The 15,051-nt window shown below is 55.4% G+C and carries 16 protein-coding genes; 10 read left to right on the top strand and 6 right to left on the bottom strand.

From position 1 onward, the window contains the following. Nucleotides 1-154 precede the first annotated feature (154 nt). The 3 genes from mnmM to mnmL are packed head-to-tail and all read right to left on the bottom strand — an operon-like array spanning nucleotide 155 to nucleotide 2,400. Entirely contained in the window at nucleotides 155-727 is a 573-nt protein-coding gene (gene mnmM, locus WMW72_RS24145; protein ID WP_341418141.1) for a tRNA 5-(aminomethyl)-2-thiouridylate-methyltransferase MnmM, read from the bottom strand. Nucleotides 728-757: 30 nt separating this feature from the next. Next, entirely contained in the window at nucleotides 758-1,381 is a 624-nt protein-coding gene (locus tag WMW72_RS24140) for a hypothetical protein (protein ID WP_341418140.1), read from the bottom strand. A gap of 56 nt (nucleotides 1,382-1,437) precedes the next feature. Continuing rightward, nucleotides 1,438-2,400, bottom strand: coding sequence for a tRNA modification radical SAM protein MnmL/YtqA (mnmL, locus tag WMW72_RS24135; protein ID WP_341418139.1), 963 nt, complete (start codon nucleotides 2,398-2,400; stop codon nucleotides 1,438-1,440). 209 nt (nucleotides 2,401-2,609) lie between these two features. Here mnmL and WMW72_RS24130 point away from each other — a divergent pair, with 209 nt between their 5' ends. The 3 genes from WMW72_RS24130 to trmB all read left to right on the top strand — a co-directional run bounded on the left by WMW72_RS24130 (nucleotide 2,610) and on the right by trmB (nucleotide 4,331). After that, nucleotides 2,610-3,200, top strand: coding sequence for a WGxxGxxG-CTERM domain-containing protein (locus WMW72_RS24130; RefSeq protein ID WP_341418138.1), 591 nt, complete (start codon nucleotides 2,610-2,612; stop codon nucleotides 3,198-3,200). A 33-nt stretch (nucleotides 3,201-3,233) separates the two neighbouring features. Further along, nucleotides 3,234-3,434 (top strand): hypothetical protein, encoded by a 201-nt coding sequence (locus WMW72_RS24125; RefSeq protein WP_341418137.1) that lies wholly within the window; start codon nucleotides 3,234-3,236, stop codon nucleotides 3,432-3,434. A gap of 156 nt (nucleotides 3,435-3,590) precedes the next feature. After that, a complete protein-coding gene (trmB, locus tag WMW72_RS24120; protein WP_341418136.1) occupies nucleotides 3,591-4,331 on the top strand; it encodes a tRNA (guanosine(46)-N7)-methyltransferase TrmB in 741 nt (246 codons plus the stop codon). A 100-nt stretch (nucleotides 4,332-4,431) separates the two neighbouring features. Here trmB and WMW72_RS24115 read toward each other — a convergent pair whose 3' ends face one another. Continuing rightward, a complete protein-coding gene (locus tag WMW72_RS24115) occupies nucleotides 4,432-5,616 on the bottom strand; it encodes an MGDG synthase family glycosyltransferase (RefSeq protein ID WP_341418135.1) in 1,185 nt (394 codons plus the stop codon). 54 nt (nucleotides 5,617-5,670) lie between these two features. Beyond that, entirely contained in the window at nucleotides 5,671-6,198 is a 528-nt protein-coding gene (locus tag WMW72_RS24110; protein WP_341418134.1) for a phosphatase PAP2 family protein, read from the bottom strand. A 394-nt stretch (nucleotides 6,199-6,592) separates the two neighbouring features. On the opposite strand from WMW72_RS24110, the gene WMW72_RS24105 reads away from it, so the two are divergent. The 5 genes from WMW72_RS24105 (at nucleotide 6,593) to rplT (ending at nucleotide 10,806) form a co-directional block, all read left to right on the top strand. After that, nucleotides 6,593-7,765: a glycosyltransferase family 4 protein gene (locus WMW72_RS24105; protein ID WP_341418133.1), complete on the top strand. Its 1,173-nt coding sequence runs from the start codon at nucleotides 6,593-6,595 to the stop codon at nucleotides 7,763-7,765. A 315-nt stretch (nucleotides 7,766-8,080) separates the two neighbouring features. Further along, nucleotides 8,081-9,316 carry a glycosyltransferase family 2 protein gene (locus WMW72_RS24100; protein WP_341418132.1) on the top strand — a complete coding sequence of 412 codons (1,236 nt, stop codon included), beginning with the start codon at nucleotides 8,081-8,083 and terminating at the stop codon, nucleotides 9,314-9,316. Between the two features lie 345 nt (nucleotides 9,317-9,661). Beyond that, nucleotides 9,662-10,162 (top strand): translation initiation factor IF-3, encoded by a 501-nt coding sequence (gene infC / locus WMW72_RS24095; protein WP_341418131.1) that lies wholly within the window; start codon nucleotides 9,662-9,664, stop codon nucleotides 10,160-10,162. A gap of 27 nt (nucleotides 10,163-10,189) precedes the next feature. Continuing rightward, nucleotides 10,190-10,393, top strand: a complete 204-nt coding sequence (gene rpmI, locus WMW72_RS24090) for a 50S ribosomal protein L35 (protein ID WP_341418130.1) — start codon at nucleotides 10,190-10,192, stop codon at nucleotides 10,391-10,393. A 53-nt stretch (nucleotides 10,394-10,446) separates the two neighbouring features. Beyond that, nucleotides 10,447-10,806, top strand: a complete 360-nt coding sequence (rplT, locus tag WMW72_RS24085) for a 50S ribosomal protein L20 (protein WP_341418129.1) — start codon at nucleotides 10,447-10,449, stop codon at nucleotides 10,804-10,806. A gap of 107 nt (nucleotides 10,807-10,913) precedes the next feature. Here the strand turns inward: rplT and WMW72_RS24080 are convergent, their stop codons facing one another. Further along, the gene (locus tag WMW72_RS24080; RefSeq protein WP_341418128.1) at nucleotides 10,914-12,038 is read right to left on the bottom strand and encodes a metallophosphoesterase family protein; all 1,125 of its coding nucleotides are present in this window, start codon (nucleotides 12,036-12,038) and stop codon (nucleotides 10,914-10,916) included. Nucleotides 12,039-12,711: 673 nt separating this feature from the next. On the opposite strand from WMW72_RS24080, the gene ilvB reads away from it, so the two are divergent. Then, entirely contained in the window at nucleotides 12,712-14,454 is a 1,743-nt protein-coding gene (gene ilvB / locus WMW72_RS24075; protein WP_341418127.1) for a biosynthetic-type acetolactate synthase large subunit, read from the top strand. Continuing rightward, nucleotides 14,451-14,933: an acetolactate synthase small subunit gene (ilvN, locus tag WMW72_RS24070; RefSeq protein ID WP_341418126.1), complete on the top strand. Its 483-nt coding sequence runs from the start codon at nucleotides 14,451-14,453 to the stop codon at nucleotides 14,931-14,933. Before ilvB ends, ilvN begins: the two co-directional genes overlap by 4 nt. Nucleotides 14,934-15,051: the final 118 nt, after the last annotated feature.

Here is a 15,051-nt window from a genome sequence, read left to right as displayed (position 1 = left end):
TTGGATGGTCCCCGCTTTCTGATAATCACTAAAATGGAATTGGGTCTTACGAAATTATACCAAATTGCTGCTGATTTAGGCCATAGCACAAAAGACCATGAAGGGACTCCCCTCATCAGAACTATGGCGAGGGGGTTCCTTCATAGCTTAGGGATCAGCGCTTCTCGACAGCGATCACATAGGGAGGATGATTACGCTGGTTCATGAACCGGTAGGTCATGGCCTGGTAGGCTTGCTGCGGCAGACCTGCCGCCCACGCTTCTACGGCGTCGGCCTCCAGCTCGCCGCCCGGGTGACCGGAGTAGACGACGATCGTAATGATACCGCCTGGACGCAGCAGCCGCGCGGCGGCTTCTAGCGCTCCAAGTGTAGAAGCGGGGAGCGTGATCGTCGCGTGATCATGCCCCGGCAGATAGCCGAGATTGAAGGTGACGGCTCCGATCTGTCCATGCCACTTGGCCGGTACGGCCTCAGCGAGCTCTGCATGGCTGCGGTGAAGCAGCTCGATCCCGTAGCCGGGGACCTCGCGCCTGCAGCGCTCAGCCGTACTCTCCAGCGCGCTTTCCTGGATATCGAAGGCGTAGACTTGCCCATCTGCCCCGACCTGCTTGGCGAGGAAGACCGTATCTATGCCGTTGCCTGCCGTAGCGTCGATCGCAGCTTCTCCAGGCTTCAATCGCGCTTCGATAAGCTGATGGGCGAAGCCCAGTATGGACACAAATCCCATCTTGATGACGTCCTCTCTATATTCGAATCCTTATTTACCCGGTTTGGCATCCGAAGCGGCCGGAGGGCTGCTATCGGCTTGCATGGGCGCTGTCGCTCCCTTAGGGGCCGCAGGCTTCTCCGCTGGCTTCACAGGAGGAGCGGGCTCGTCTTCAGACGTCGCCTTAGGCGGTTCCACCAGCTTGCCGGCCGTTGCTCCCGCAGGCGATGTGTTCGTACCCGGCGCAGTGGGCTGATCGGGTGCTTGCGGCTTCTCCGTCTTGGGCGGCTGCACCTGCCCGGAGGCAGGCGCCTCAGGAGGCTTCGACGCCGGTGCCTGGCCGGCCTTGGGCTTTGCCGCGGCTCCTGCCGGGGGTGTACGGCCTGCATCCGGCTTCGCAGCGCCAGTGTCTGCGGTTCCACCCATGCCGTTCTCGGCTGCCGCAGGGCTTCCTGTCACAGCTGGGGTGTGCATGAAAGCCCCGACCGGTGCTTCCTGCGCAGGCGGGATATTTCCGGGCGGGGCCGAGACGCCTGATTGTGCGTCAGCTCCCGCTGGCGAGCCAGGTGCCTCCGGCGTCGAGGGCGGCTTATCCGTACAGGCGGCCATGCCGAGCAGCGAGGCCAAGAGAATCCCGGTTAACGCAGCTGAACGGCGTGTGATGTTGATGTTCATAGCACGTCCTCCTTTCCCCTCCGAGGGGGAACCGTCCTGCTTGTTGTTCCTGGTTTTTAGCGTGTGGAGGAGCCTTCCCAGAGCTTGCCCTGCCAAGTACCGCGGCGCTGAAGCTCCTTGTCGAAGGCGTTCAGGACCTCCCATTTCCTCAGGCTCCACATAGGGCCGATCAGCAGGTCCCGCGGCGCATCGCCTGTCAGCCGGTGAACGATCATTTCGGGCGGGAGCAGCTCCAGCGTATCCACGACAAGGCTAACGTATTCGTCCTGCTCCAGAAAACGCAGCAGACCGGCTTCGTACTGCTTCACCATCGGCGTCTTGCGCATCAGATGCAGCAGATGGATCTTAATGCCCTGTACGTCCATGCGGGATACGGCGCGGCCGGTCTCCAGCATCATCTCGTGAGTCTCTTGCGGCAGCCCGTAGATGATATGGGCACAGACACGAATACCACGAGCTCGAAGCTTGGAGACCGCGTCGGTGTAGCATGTCGTATCATGAGCGCGGTTGATCAGGGTTGAGGTGGATTCATGCACGGTTTGCAGCCCCATCTCGATCCAGAGGTAAGTACGCTCATTGAGCTCAGCCAAATAATCGATGACATCGTCGGGCAGGCAGTCAGGCCGGGTGGCAATCGACAGGCCGACGACGCCGGGCTGCTGAAGAATCGCTTCATAATATTCACGAAGCTCTTCGACCGGCGCATACGTATTTGTGTAGGCCTGGAAATAACCGACATATTGCGCTTCCGGCCACTTGAGATGCTGCCGGTCGCGGATCTTGTTGAACTGCGTCACCAGATCGTCGCGCCGGCTTCCGGCAAAGTCTCCTGAACCCCGTGCGCTGCAGAAGGTGCATCCGCCGGCAGCGAGGCTTCCGTCCCGGTTGGGGCATGTGAACCCTGCGTCCAGCGTGACCTTGAATACTTTCGTGCCGAATTGCTCACGCATCTCGAAATTCCATGTATGAAACCGCTTGTCTCCCCAGAGCTGCGGCTTGGTTATGTCGCTGACCTGCATAAGCTGTACTCCTTAACGTTCAAAATGCTAGCTTGAAGCCGAAGGTTCCTAAGCTTTAGTTTACCAAAAAAGTAGGGAGAAAAGCGAACCATTTCCATAGGAATAACCTCCTCCTGGCCGCTGGCATAAGAATTTTGCGGCACGTCTATGCTATAGGAGCAAGGCCGAGACAAACCAAACTTGATTGGCGAAGGGAGCTCTCTTACAACATGAATAAGTTCGGTAAAACAGTGCTTGCACTCGCTCTGACGGCAACCGTAGGCTTCGGCGGACAGGCTATGGCCGAAAGCGCCATGGGGACAACGGGAACGACCGGATCCGGCCAGTATGGAACAGGAACGTACGGCAACACGACGGGAACCGGTACGTACGGCAACACGACAGGAACCGTTCCGGGCACCGTAACGGGTACGGACGGCACCACGGGGACACCTGCTGTCACCGGTACTGGCGTGACGGGGGCTACCAACTATGGCACCTCCCCGACATCGCCGAGCGGAACTACGCTTACCGGTACAGGAACCGGTACAACGACAGGAACCGGTACAACGACAGGAACCGGTACAACGACAGGAACCGGTTATAACGACAACCTGCTGGACCGGATGAATACCTATACCAATACGGGCGACCGTACCGGCTATGGCTATGGGGGCAATTACAGTACTTATTCTTATCGGACGAACGAAGCCGCGGCAAACGGACGCAGCTTTGACTGGGGATGGCTTGGTCTGCTCGGCTTGATCGGACTGGCAGGCATGCGCGGACGCAACCGTGAAGAAGGCGACTTCCGCAAATAAGGGCTCCTTGAGAGCGGGCCGAGGTGAACAGGCATGAATCATGAACTGCATGATAACAACCGCCGTATCTCTGTTCAATTGACGGTGGAGGAGGCGATGGCTTTGGGGGTGGGGGCAGTCTTCCACAACCAGCCGCAAGTTGCCGCTGATGCAAGAAAGAAAATCCGGAATTCGCTTGAGGCTGCCTTGTTTCATACCTCCAGGCCGGTGGACTACGAGCTTCTGCATATCTAGGACATGGAGACGCCGGCTCTGACGTCTGTGAAAAGACATCAGGGCCGGTCTTTTCTTTTGCCGGAGTTTCGGAGTATAATCGACACAAGAAAAAATGCCCGTCCGCTCATGACATGAGGGGGGCTTTGGGGCAATTAAGCGGTTGGAGGAAGCAGCATGCGTTTAAGAGGACGTAAGGGAATTAAAGAGGCACTGGAGGCCCAGCCGGAGCTGGTCGTACTGGAGCCGCAAGCGAACAAGGGACGGTGGCGCGAAGCATTCGGCAATGACCGTCCGATTCATGTCGAGCTTGGCATGGGCAAAGGGAAATTTATCAGCGAGCTGAGCGCCCTGAACCCGGAGACGAATTACATAGGCATCGACATGTACGATGAATTGATCCGCCGCGGCAGTGAGAAAGCGAGAGATTCCCGCGAGGTTCATGGCGGCGATCTGTCGAATCTTCGACTGGTCCGGTTTAACATTGAAGACCTGGAGGATATTTTCGAGCAAGGAGAGCTGAACCGGATTTACTTGAACTTCAGTGATCCATGGCCGAAGAAGAAGCATGCGCGCCGCAGGCTGACGCACCCGGCATTTATCCGCAAGTACGAGCAGGTTCTGAATGAGTGGGGAGAAATCCATTTCAAGACCGATTCGCGGAGCTTATTCGAATTCTCTCTCAACTCCTTCGCCGATCTCGGCATCCGGCTGCGCCAGATTTCGCTGGACCTGCATGCGGATGGACCGCGGACCGATCTGGTCATGACGGAATACGAGACGAAATTCTCCCAGCAGGGCATGCCGATTCACAGGCTGGAGGCATTGATCGGGCCGAAGGCGCTTCAGGCACATATCGAGCGGTTAGCCGGTGTAGATGAAGCAGCTGCTGCGGAGGAGTCTGAGCAACCGGAATAATTCTAAATCTATTCCTAATAAATAGCACCGCAAGCGCAGGGCATTGTCCTGAGAAGCTTGCGGTGCTTTTCGTTTCGATGATGATTCGGAATCACCAGAATTAGTCACTGGGTACTAAGGGCTCTTCGGTCAGCTCGCTGCCGGTTTTGACATGCCAGTCCTTAACAGACCCGCTCAGTACCTCGAGGATCGCTCTGGAGCAAGTGGCCGGGTCATATTTGCTGGCTGCGTCGCCCAGAAGCTCACGGGTCCCGTGAGTTTGAGGGTAGCGTTCGACCAGCCTTGTGAATGAACGGTCTACCGTTTCCGGAGAACGGATGGCCTCTCCCAAGCCCTGCTGCTCGAAGTACTGAAGATTTTCTTCCTCCTGTCCGGGGATCGCCGCATAGAACAGCATCGGGATGCCCTTGGCCAGCGCCTCTGTGCAGGTCATCCCTCCCGGCTTCGTAATCAGCAGATCCGACACATCCATCCACTTGTCAATTTCTTTGGTGAATCCGAGCAGGCGCACGTTCGGGTGACGGAATCTTGCATCTGCCAGTAAGGCTGCCCGACCCTTCTCGTTACTGCCCAGACAAATGATCAGTTGCAGCTTATCCCTCCAGCGCACCAGACGTTCGAGGAAGGAGCTTTCCTTCAGCAGTCCCCAGCCTCCGCCCATAACCAGCACGGTGGGCATCGCCTGCAGACCGAAGCGGGCGCGCAGCTCCTCACGGTTGTGAGGCTCCCAGAAGTTGGGGTGGACGGGAATACCTGTCACCTTGACATTGGCAGCGGTGACGCCCCGGCTCATCAGCTTCTCCCCTACATCTGGCGTAGAGACCAAGTAGGCGTTGACCTCCCGGCTGACCCAGGCTCCGTGGGCGTCGTAATCCGTAATGACCGTACACAACGGTACGTTAAGACCAATTCGCTTCAGCCGGGATACGACGGCACTGGGGAACGGATGCGTGCAGACGATCAGATCGGGCCGAAGCTGACGGATGACGAGCGCGGTCTGCGCATAAAAGATCCGGTGCAGCGCGAGCTGGGTGACGCGGTTCTGGGACTTCTTGTACTGGGACCGATACACCAGACCGTATAGCCTCGGCTGGGAAGAAACGGTCTTGCGGTAAGCGGTGAACACGAGCGGCGCCAGCGTAGGATGCAGAAACCGCCCCAGCTCCAGCACACGCGTCTGAATGTGGGGCGATAGCTTGCGCAGACTTTCGGCTAGCGCGTGCGCGGCTTGAGTATGTCCGGCGCCAAAGCCTTCGGATAGAAGCAAGATCCTTTTTTTACGCATAAGGTTCCCTCCATCTTGCTTGGAAATGACGGACTTGTCAGGACTGCGGATGTCTTACCCGATGAAGGTGACGGCTGCAGCGGCTGCCACAGTGCCGATCAGGCAGCCGGCCAGACAATCGGACGGGTAGTGCAGACCCAGATAAATACGGGATATCCCTACCAGTATGGCAAGCGGCAGCAAAAGGCCCAGCGCCCAGGAGGATACGTACATCAGAGGGACGAGTGCAGAGAAGATGGCTGTGGTATGACCGGAAGGAAACGAATGATCCGTTAACGGATTTTTGTACGTAAAGGTGTCCGGCAGCACCAGATAAGGACGGAGACGCGGGTATTTCTTCTTAATAATAGCGACGGGCACGTGGCTGACTGCCAGTGCTACGCAGGATTGAATGCCTGCCGTTCTCCACTCCCCGCCGGCGAGCAGGGCTAGACTTAATGCGGTAAAGATCGTGGCGGTGGCGCCTCCGAGATGCGTGATAAGACCGAAAAACCGGTCCAGTACGCTATGTTGAATACGCTGGTTGACGAAACAAAACATCCGATTTTCATGCTGCTGCAACCAAGTGACGACACGGCCCAAGGGTAGCGCCTCCTCGCGTTAGGATAGGCTGTTCTAAGATGAACTCTCGTATTTATTGTAGCGGCTAATTGTTAATGGAGTATCAACGAAAACCACAGAAAAATTTAATACGGAATTGACTCTGCGCTAACAGTTCCCGGCTAAGATGTCAGGGAAAGCATCTGCCGTTATGCTTCTTATTACGAAGCTCGGCTGGCCAAAGTTTCTCCGCGCTTGCATCCTTATCTATATTAGACGCTCTGTCAGCTCATGAACCCTTCATTTCACCTAACCCTTCCTTAACTTGTCAAGCCTGTCCGCCTCGCGTGAATTCTCTTGGTTCGATGCCGGCAATTCTTGGATGTTGACTTCATTTATCGGGCAAGTGATTCACCAAACCCGGAGGAGGTTATTCATGAGAGTAGCTCTGTTTACAGACACGTATGTGCCGGATGTCAACGGAGTGGCCAAGACGCTTGGCCGCTTAGTGAACGATCTGGAGTCCAGAGGCGCAGTATGCAAGGTGTTTGCACCGGACGGCGGGACCGGGGGCGACGAGGACCGCCGCAGGGTGGAGCGGTTCTACAGCATCCCGTTCTTGCTCTACCCCGAGTGCCGTATGGCGCTGCCCGGCCCTGTCCATCTCCGCAAGACGCTCCGGGCCTTCCAGCCGGATCTTATTCATCTGGCGACACCATTCAATTTAGGGCTTATGGGCTTGAGCTACGCCAAGCGCCACCGTATTCCGGTGGTAGCTTCCTACCACACTCATTTCGATCATTATCTCGCCTTTTATAAGCTCCAATGGATGGAACCTGTATTGTGGAAATATATGCAATGGTTCCATCAGGATTGCCGAAAAATTTATGTACCGTCCGAATCATGCAGGCGTCATCTGGAGGAAAAAGGGCTCGCTCCGCTCGAGATTTGGCCCCGGGGGGTAGAGACTGCGAGCTTCCATCCAAGGGGGGGAAGGGATGAAACGCTGGCATCTCGCAACATTTCCCCCGATAAATTCGTCATATTATACGTGGGCCGACTTGCGCCGGAAAAAAGCATCGATGTACTGATGGGTACATTCGACTCGCTGCCGGCTTCGATCCGGGCCTGTTCTCATCTGATCGTTGCAGGCGACGGCCCGTTGTATAAGCCGCTGACAGAGCGGTATGGAGGTGAGGCTGACATTACATTTACCGGTTTCGAGCAGGGAGAGGCGCTTCGTGAGCTGTACGCGGCCGCGGATGTCTTTCTATTTCCGTCGGCGACGGAGACGTTCGGCAATGTCGTGCTCGAAGCGATGGCCTCGGGGACGCCGGTCATCGGAGCGGCAGCCGGAGGGGTAGCCGATAGTATCGAGCATGGGAAGACCGGCCTATTGTGTGTGCCGGGCGACACCGCCGATTTTGCCCGAGCGGTTTGTCGGATTTTCTCGGATCGCGGGCTGGCAGGCGAGCTGGCCGGGCAAGCGCATAGCTACAGTCTGAGGCAGTCTTGGGACGCCATTTTCTCGCGGTTATACGCCAGTTACCAGGAGGCGGCCGGAAGCTCTTCCGGCATCGGGCAAGGGAAAGCAGCCGTTGTCAAATAGCGCTCGTTTCTCAAACGGTGAGCATGGAGAAAATATTTTCCATATCGAGCTTATAAAAAGTTTGAAAAACGATGAAAATAAGACGTAAAAAGATGGATGACGAAGAACCTGCCGGGAATTGCCGATCTTTTAACCCGAAATGACAAAGAACTGACTCAAACAAGCGGCATTGAGGTTTTGACAAATCGGGGCAAAGAGAGGAAAATCATATTCGGCAACCCACGTAATCCAATTCACACCATCGAATCCGTTTGGAAGCACGCAAGAGAAGTAACACAGACAAAAGGGGTACATACAAAAAAAGGGGGATGTTTCATGTTGGACAGTATCCTGCTTGGTCTCCAGATCTTGCTGGCCGTAACCGGAGGCTATCAGTTGATCCTGACGTTTTTCGGATGGTACCGACGCAAGAACAAAGTGACCCATGCACCGCAAAAATCATTTGCTGTATTGATCGCTGCGCACAATGAAGAGCAGGTCGTCGGGGCGCTTATCGAGAACCTCAGAACGCTTGACTATCCGAAAGAACTTTACGATGTATTCGTCATTTGCGATAATTGCACCGACCGCACGGCCCAAATCGTTCGCGATATGGGCGCAACAGCTTGCGAGCGCAGTAATCCCAAGCTTCGCGGAAAGGGCTACGCAATCGAATGGATGCTGAAGGAACTGTGGAGCATGCCGCGTCAGTACGACGCGATCGTGATGCTGGATGCAGACAATCTGGTGAACCCGGATTACCTGCACCATATGAACAACGATCTGTGCAACGGCTCTCAGGTAATTCAGGCTTATCTGGATACGAAGAACCCGCACGATTCCTGGATTACCTCCGCTTACGCGGTTACTTACTGGTACTGCAACCGCCTGTGGCAGCTGCCCCGCACGAATCTGGGACTAGCCAACTACCTGGGCGGTACAGGGATGTGCTTCGACACGAAGCTGCTCAAGGACATGGGGTGGGGAGCGACGAGCTTGGTCGAGGACCTGGAGTTCACGATGCGCTGCGTAGCGCGCGGAGTGAGCCCTACGTTCAACTACGAGGCTAAGGTGTACGACGAGAAGCCGCTCACGTTCAAGGCTTCGGCCCGCCAACGTCTGCGCTGGATGCAAGGGCACTTCGACGTCTGCCGCCGATATTTCTTCCCGCTGCTATGGGCGGGTATCCGCGACCGCAGCTGGACCAAGATCGATACGGCTATCTACGCGCTGAACGTGTACAACGTCTTCGTGTCGTCGATCATCACGGTCGTCTTGTGGATCAACCTGATCATCCCGAACGTGGAGAACTTTCCGTCCCTGTTCGAGATGGCGCCGTTTCTCTTCGCCGCTTACTCCGTCTTGTCTTACGGTCAATTTATCGTAGCGCTCGTGCTGGAGAAAGCGCCGCTTAAAACCTACAAGTATCTGATCACATTCCCGATCTACATGCTGTCCTGGTGGCCGATTACGTTCTATGCCTTCTTCACCCAGAACAACAAGCAGTGGAGCCATACGGAGCACACCCGTGTCATCCGTCTGGAGGAAGTGCAGAGCAAACAGGCCGGTTAGTCCGATTTTCTCAATATCATATTGACTTTACATTTGCACCTGTGCTATATTATTTTGGTGCAAAAGAAGAAGCGCCCGCTTCTCACCTGCCCGACTGAGGTTGGCTGGTTATGAATGAGAGTGAAACACCGGAATGCTGAATGTCCTCAGCCAGGCTGAAGATCACATCAGTTCATTCGATCACTTGAACCTAAACCGACGTGGGCGCCAGCGCCTACGTCTTTTTTTGTGGATCGGGAAGCTTAGGTAATAGCATTCGCTGCCGGTCCACCTTAATAATAACGGCATGTCCCCGTACAGGGGGCGCCATACCTTTGGAGGTGGCAGGTTATCAGTACAGAGCACATGATTAATGATGAGATTCGGGTGAAGGAAGTTCGTTTGATCGGGGCAGATGGAGAGCAGCTAGGTATCAAACCGATCCGTGAAGCGATGCAAATTGCGCAGGATCTGAACTTGGACTTGGTAAACGTTGCTCCAACGGCGAAACCGCCGGTATGCCGCGTCATGGACTACGGTAAATTCCGCTACGAATCGCAAAAGAAAGAAAAGGAAGCCCGCAAGAACCAGAAGATCGTCGAGCTTAAAGAAATCCGCTTGAGCGCCACGATCGACGAGCATGACTTCCAAACGAAGCTGCGCAATGTGACGAAGTTCCTGAACGAAGGCGATAAAGTGAAGTTGTCCGTCCGCTTCCGCGGCCGTGAGATCGCACATGCCTCGATCGGTCAGCGTCAGTTGGAGCGTATGGCAGCTGAAGTGGAAGAGCTGTGCGTCATCGAGCGCAGACCGAAGCTGGAAGGCCGGAGCATGATCATGATCCTGGCTCCCAAACAACAGCAATAACTTCACTCTTTAAGGAGGAACACCCCAATGCCAAAAATGAAAACACACAGCAGCTTGAAAGACCGTTTCAAAATTACAGGTACGGGCAAAGTAAAACGCTACAAAGCTTACAAGAACCATCTGCTGTCCGGAAAATCCGGCCGTCAAAAGCGTGTGCTCGCTACAAACCCGGTTATGGCTGCTGGCGATGTCAATCGTCTGAAGCAACAACTGGCTAACATCAAAGGCTAATCCAGCCGAACCGTTTCGGTATCCATACAACATATTCCTGGAGGTAGATTGTCATGGCAAGAGTTAAGGGCGGTTTTATCCGCACTCGTCGTCGTAAGAAAATTTTGAAGCTTGCTAAAGGTTACTTCGGCTCGAAACATAGATTATTTAAAACAGCAAAAGAACAGGTTATGAAATCCCTGCTCTATGCATACCGTGACCGCCGTCAAAAGAAACGTGACTTCCGCAAACTGTGGATCGTCCGTATCAACGCGGCTGCACGTCAAAACGGCTTGTCTTACAGCAAGCTGATGCACGGCCTGAAACTTGCAGGCGTAGAAGTGAACCGTAAGATCCTGGCTGACCTCGCGGTCAACGATATCAACGCGTTCAACTCCCTGGCAAGCACAGCTAAGCAAAAAGTAAACGCCTAGTCGGCGTCTAGTTCAAAGCCCAGCTTATTCCGCTCCATGTGGACAGGCTGGGCTTTTTTGCGTCCTTGGCAGGCTGGCTTGCTGAAGCAGATTCTTCATGGCATGAGTTAATGCTTGCTTCCTATCGGGACTGCGAACTGAGCCTCGGGAATCCACTGCCTGTGGTAGAAATCACGGCCCTTGATCTCCACCCGGTCCCGGTAAACCTCCACATAGAGGCCTTCGCTGGCATCGGCGCTGACGGGCTTCTCTCCCTCGGGCCCAAGATCGGTCAACGGTTCGCCCACTGAGGACGAGTTCACCATCGTAAATCTGTCGCGTACGAGTGTATGAGGCAGCTTCAGCTCCCAATGGGTATGGGCGGTGAACAAGATGACCTGCGGGTATGCCGATAGTATCGTCTTCAATTCTTTGTGCTGAATCACAGCCCGGGTATTCACATAGTACTGGCTGCCGGCGACCGTGTAGGGCAGCGGCTGGTGAAGGAAGACGAAGATAGGCTTGGACGCAGCTTTACGGCTTGATGACGCTTGGCTGAGCTCTTTTTTGAGCCAAGCCAATTGATCCGCTGACAAGTAGGCATCCTCCTCATTGTCCGGGTCGGACTGCCTGTACTGCTCCGAGCCGAGGAAAATAAACCGGTGCTCCCCGATGGTGTCCGCATTGTAGACGCGCTTTTCTCCTGTAAATTGAAGGAACCGGCTGATGGATGCGGAATCCGTTTCGTTGTGGGGGAAGCCTGTCTTGCTGTAGGCTCCCTTGTCATCCAGCCAGGCTTTATAAAATTCATGATTGCCGATGGTGAACCGGACCTTCTCCGGCAGTGCGGCCTGCTTCAGCAGTGACCTCAGCTTGCTATAATCGGCAGGGGTTCCATTGGTCAGGTCCCCGTTGATCACGAGGGCATCGGCTTCCGGGTTTACGTCATGCAGATCTGCCAGTGCCGCCGACAGCTTGCGCTGGGAAACCGTGTCCTTCGCTCCGACATGGATATCGCTCAAGACAGAGAAAGTGAGCAGCGGCTTGTCCGATGCTTGCGCGGGCCTGGCATCAGCGCCTTCAGCGTCGCTGGCAAGAGCAGAGGCTCCCGCCATCCATACCTTACCCGGCATCTTGCCGGATACTGTGTGGCTGGCTTCTTCTGCCAGAAGCGTAACGGCATCAGGGGAGACGGCTGACGGCCCTGCCAGGACAAGGGGAACGCTTATCAGAACCCATAGCCATTTGTACATCTGCGGCACACTCCTTCGTCATGGGGTGGGAATAAAGATGAGTCCAGGGGGACAGACTCCGGATAGGACGCAGCAGCAGATTCATCACCGGAGAAGTTCCTCGGACCCTGAGATTCTTCTCCATGACGGTAAAGCCTGCATGGCCGCGGCATGTTAGTGTTCCTCGTCCTTCCGGATGTATGTAAGCTTTACCCGGTTGGATTGGAGCTGACACATGCATCATACGGGGGATTCGATTTCCCTTGACGTGCGTTCCGATTCGTCATATAATACAAAAAAGCATAACACCAGTTAACGGCTATGAAGAGGACGAAGTGTTAAGGGCCCTTGTGTTCAGAGAGCATTCGGAGTTGCTGAAACCAATGCCACAATCCCTTGTCTACGAGCTCACCTCGGAGCTGTTTTCCTGAAAAGTACGGTGCTTTCTGCCGCGGCTAGTAGGGAGAATCGGATTGGCACACGTTAATGTGCTAAAGGTAAGTGTGACGTTTGCTAGCGACGTTCATTACCTCTTAAGGTTATTTGCCGTGAGGCATCTAACAAATTCTGGGTGGTACCACGGAAGATCAACCCCTTTCGTCCCGCAGACGCTTTAATGGCGTCTGGGATGAGAGGGGTTTTTTGCATACGTTTGAGTGTTGAGTGATGGATAATTCGAGAGGAGGACATGAACATGATCGTTCAAACCAAACAAAAGTCCAAAGAGCAGCTTCGTGAAGAGCTGCTGAAGCCGGACGTCATTACCGGTTCTGAGATTCTGCTGCGCAGCTTGCTGCTGGAGGATGTGGATTGTGTTTTTGGTTATCCGGGCGGAGCGGTTCTATATATTTACGATGCCATGCACGGCAATCCCGATTTCAACCACCTGCTGACACGGCATGAGCAAGGCGCCATTCATGCAGCAGACGGGTACGCTCGTTCCACGGGCAAGACAGGCGTTTGTATCGCGACCAGCGGACCGGGGGCAACGAACCTGGTGACGGGTATCGCGACGGCCTACATGGATTCGGTGCCGCTGGTTGTCATTACGGGTAACGTAGCAACCTCGGTGATCGGAACGGATGCTTTCCAGGAAGCGGATATCACTGGCATCACGATGCCGATCACGAAGCACAGCTACCTGGTACGCGACGTGAAGGATCTGGCCCGCACGATCAAGGAAGCCTTCCATATCGCATCGACAGGACGCAAGGGTCCAGTCTTGATCGATATTCCGAAGGACGTATCCAACGCGCTGCAGGAGTTCCATTATCCGGAGAAGGTCGATATCCGCGGATACAACCCGACGGTCAGCCCGAACAAGCTGCAGGTGGACCGGATGCTTGAGGCGATCGCTGAGAGCGAGCGGCCGATGATCATCGCCGGCGGCGGTGTGGTCTACTCGGGCGCTTCGGAGGAACTGATCGAGTTCGTGAACAAAACGCAGATTCCGGTGACTACGACGCTGCTCGGTCTGGGCGGCTTCCCGAGCGCCAGCGATCTCTGGCTCGGTATGCCGGGCATGCACGGTACGTACGCAGCCAACATCGCGCTGCAAAATTGCGACCTGCTGATCGGGATCGGCGCACGCTTCGACGACCGGGTGACGATGAAGGTAGACGGCTTCGCGCCGAAGGCCAAGAAGATCGTTCACATCGACGTGGACCCTGCTGAGATCGGCAAGATCGTCGCTACGTCCATTCCGGTCGTCGGTGACATCAAGACGGTATTGGAGCAGGCCAACCAGAAGGCGAAGCCAGCGAAGTCGGAGAGCTGGATTGCCGAGGTGCAGGAGCTGAAGCGCAACAATCCGCTGCGCTATGTCGATTCCGACATCGAGCTGAAGCCGCAATACGTGATCGAGATGCTGCATAAGACGACGAACGGCGAAGCGATCGTGACGACGGACGTTGGTCAGCATCAGATGTGGGCAGCGCAGTTCTACAAGTTCAACAAGCCGCGCTCCTGGATCACATCCGGCGGTCTCGGTACGATGGGCTTCGGGTTCCCGTCTGCGATCGGCGCACAGGTTGCCAACCCGGATCGTCTGGTCATCTCGATCAACGGCGACGGCGGCATGCAGATGTGCTCGCAGGAACTCGCGATTTGCGCGATCAACAAGATTCCGGTGAAGATCGTCGTCATCAATAACCAGGTGCTCGGGATGGTCCGCCAATGGCAGGAGATCATCTACGACAATCGCTACAGCCATATCGACCTGGCCGGCAGCCCGGACTTCGTGAAGCTGGCTGAAGCTTACGGCGTCAAGGGACTTCGCGCCACCAACAAGGAAGAAGCTAGCCGCGTCTGGCAGGAAGCGCTCGATACTCCGGGTCCGGTTCTCGTCGAATTCGTCGTTCGGAAGCACGAGAACGTGTTCCCGATGGTTACGCAGGGCTCGACGATAGACCAAATGTTACTGGGGGAATCGGAATGAACGACAAACACACCATCTCCGTTTTGGTAAATAACCAGCCCGGTGTCCTACAGCGCGTGTCCGGCTTGTTCGGACGCCGGGGCTTCAATATCGAGAGTATTACTGTGGGAGAGTCCGAGGAAAAAGGACTCTCGCGCATGGTCATCGTCACCAGCGGGGACGATAAAACGCTGGAGCAGGTATCCAAGCAGCTATACAAGCTGATCGACGTCATCAAGGTCGTCGACCTCAGCTCAAACCCGATGGTTGCCCGGGAGCTGGCCTTGATCAAGGTCAGTGCTGAGCCGAGCATGCGTCCGGAAATTCTCGGCGTCGTCGAGACATTCCGTGCAGCCGTTGTCGATATCGGGCCAAGCTCGCTGATCGTGCAGGTTGTCGGAGATTCCGACAAGATCGATGCCATGACCGAGCTGCTCAAGCCGTATGGCATCAAGGAGCTGTCCCGCACAGGCGTGACCGCGATGATCCGCGGCAAATAATGTTTTTTGGCTGCCTGGCCGCCAAGGGGTTCAGATAAATTCCGCAGACGGCTGGCAGATATGATACTATTTGAGATAAGGGCTAGGACCCATGTGAGCGGGTTCTCAAGCGTATGAC

Source organism: Paenibacillus filicis, from assembly GCF_038070315.1.
GTDB classification, from domain to species: domain Bacteria; phylum Bacillota; class Bacilli; order Paenibacillales; family NBRC-103111; genus Paenibacillus_G; species Paenibacillus_G filicis.
The sequence above is the reverse complement of the archived record's forward strand: the minus strand, read 5'-3'. Positions and strand labels throughout refer to the sequence as shown.

Coding starts and splice junctions, on each gene's coding strand:
- mnmM (WP_341418141.1), bottom strand. CDS start 727: ATGGGATTTGTGTCCATACTGGGCTTCGCCCATCAGCTTATCGAAGCG.
- WMW72_RS24140 (WP_341418140.1), bottom strand. CDS start 1,381: ATGAACATCAACATCACACGCCGTTCAGCTGCGTTAACCGGGATTCTC.
- mnmL (WP_341418139.1), bottom strand. CDS start 2,400: ATGCAGGTCAGCGACATAACCAAGCCGCAGCTCTGGGGAGACAAGCGG.
- WMW72_RS24130 (WP_341418138.1), top strand. CDS start 2,610: ATGAATAAGTTCGGTAAAACAGTGCTTGCACTCGCTCTGACGGCAACC.
- WMW72_RS24125 (WP_341418137.1), top strand. CDS start 3,234: ATGAATCATGAACTGCATGATAACAACCGCCGTATCTCTGTTCAATTG.
- trmB (WP_341418136.1), top strand. CDS start 3,591: ATGCGTTTAAGAGGACGTAAGGGAATTAAAGAGGCACTGGAGGCCCAG.
- WMW72_RS24115 (WP_341418135.1), bottom strand. CDS start 5,616: ATGCGTAAAAAAAGGATCTTGCTTCTATCCGAAGGCTTTGGCGCCGGA.
- WMW72_RS24105 (WP_341418133.1), top strand. CDS start 6,593: ATGAGAGTAGCTCTGTTTACAGACACGTATGTGCCGGATGTCAACGGA.
- WMW72_RS24100 (WP_341418132.1), top strand. CDS start 8,081: ATGTTGGACAGTATCCTGCTTGGTCTCCAGATCTTGCTGGCCGTAACC.
- infC (WP_341418131.1), top strand. CDS start 9,662: ATGATTAATGATGAGATTCGGGTGAAGGAAGTTCGTTTGATCGGGGCA.
- rpmI (WP_341418130.1), top strand. CDS start 10,190: ATGCCAAAAATGAAAACACACAGCAGCTTGAAAGACCGTTTCAAAATT.
- rplT (WP_341418129.1), top strand. CDS start 10,447: ATGGCAAGAGTTAAGGGCGGTTTTATCCGCACTCGTCGTCGTAAGAAA.
- WMW72_RS24080 (WP_341418128.1), bottom strand. CDS start 12,038: ATGTACAAATGGCTATGGGTTCTGATAAGCGTTCCCCTTGTCCTGGCA.
- ilvB (WP_341418127.1), top strand. CDS start 12,712: ATGATCGTTCAAACCAAACAAAAGTCCAAAGAGCAGCTTCGTGAAGAG.
- ilvN (WP_341418126.1), top strand. CDS start 14,451: ATGAACGACAAACACACCATCTCCGTTTTGGTAAATAACCAGCCCGGT.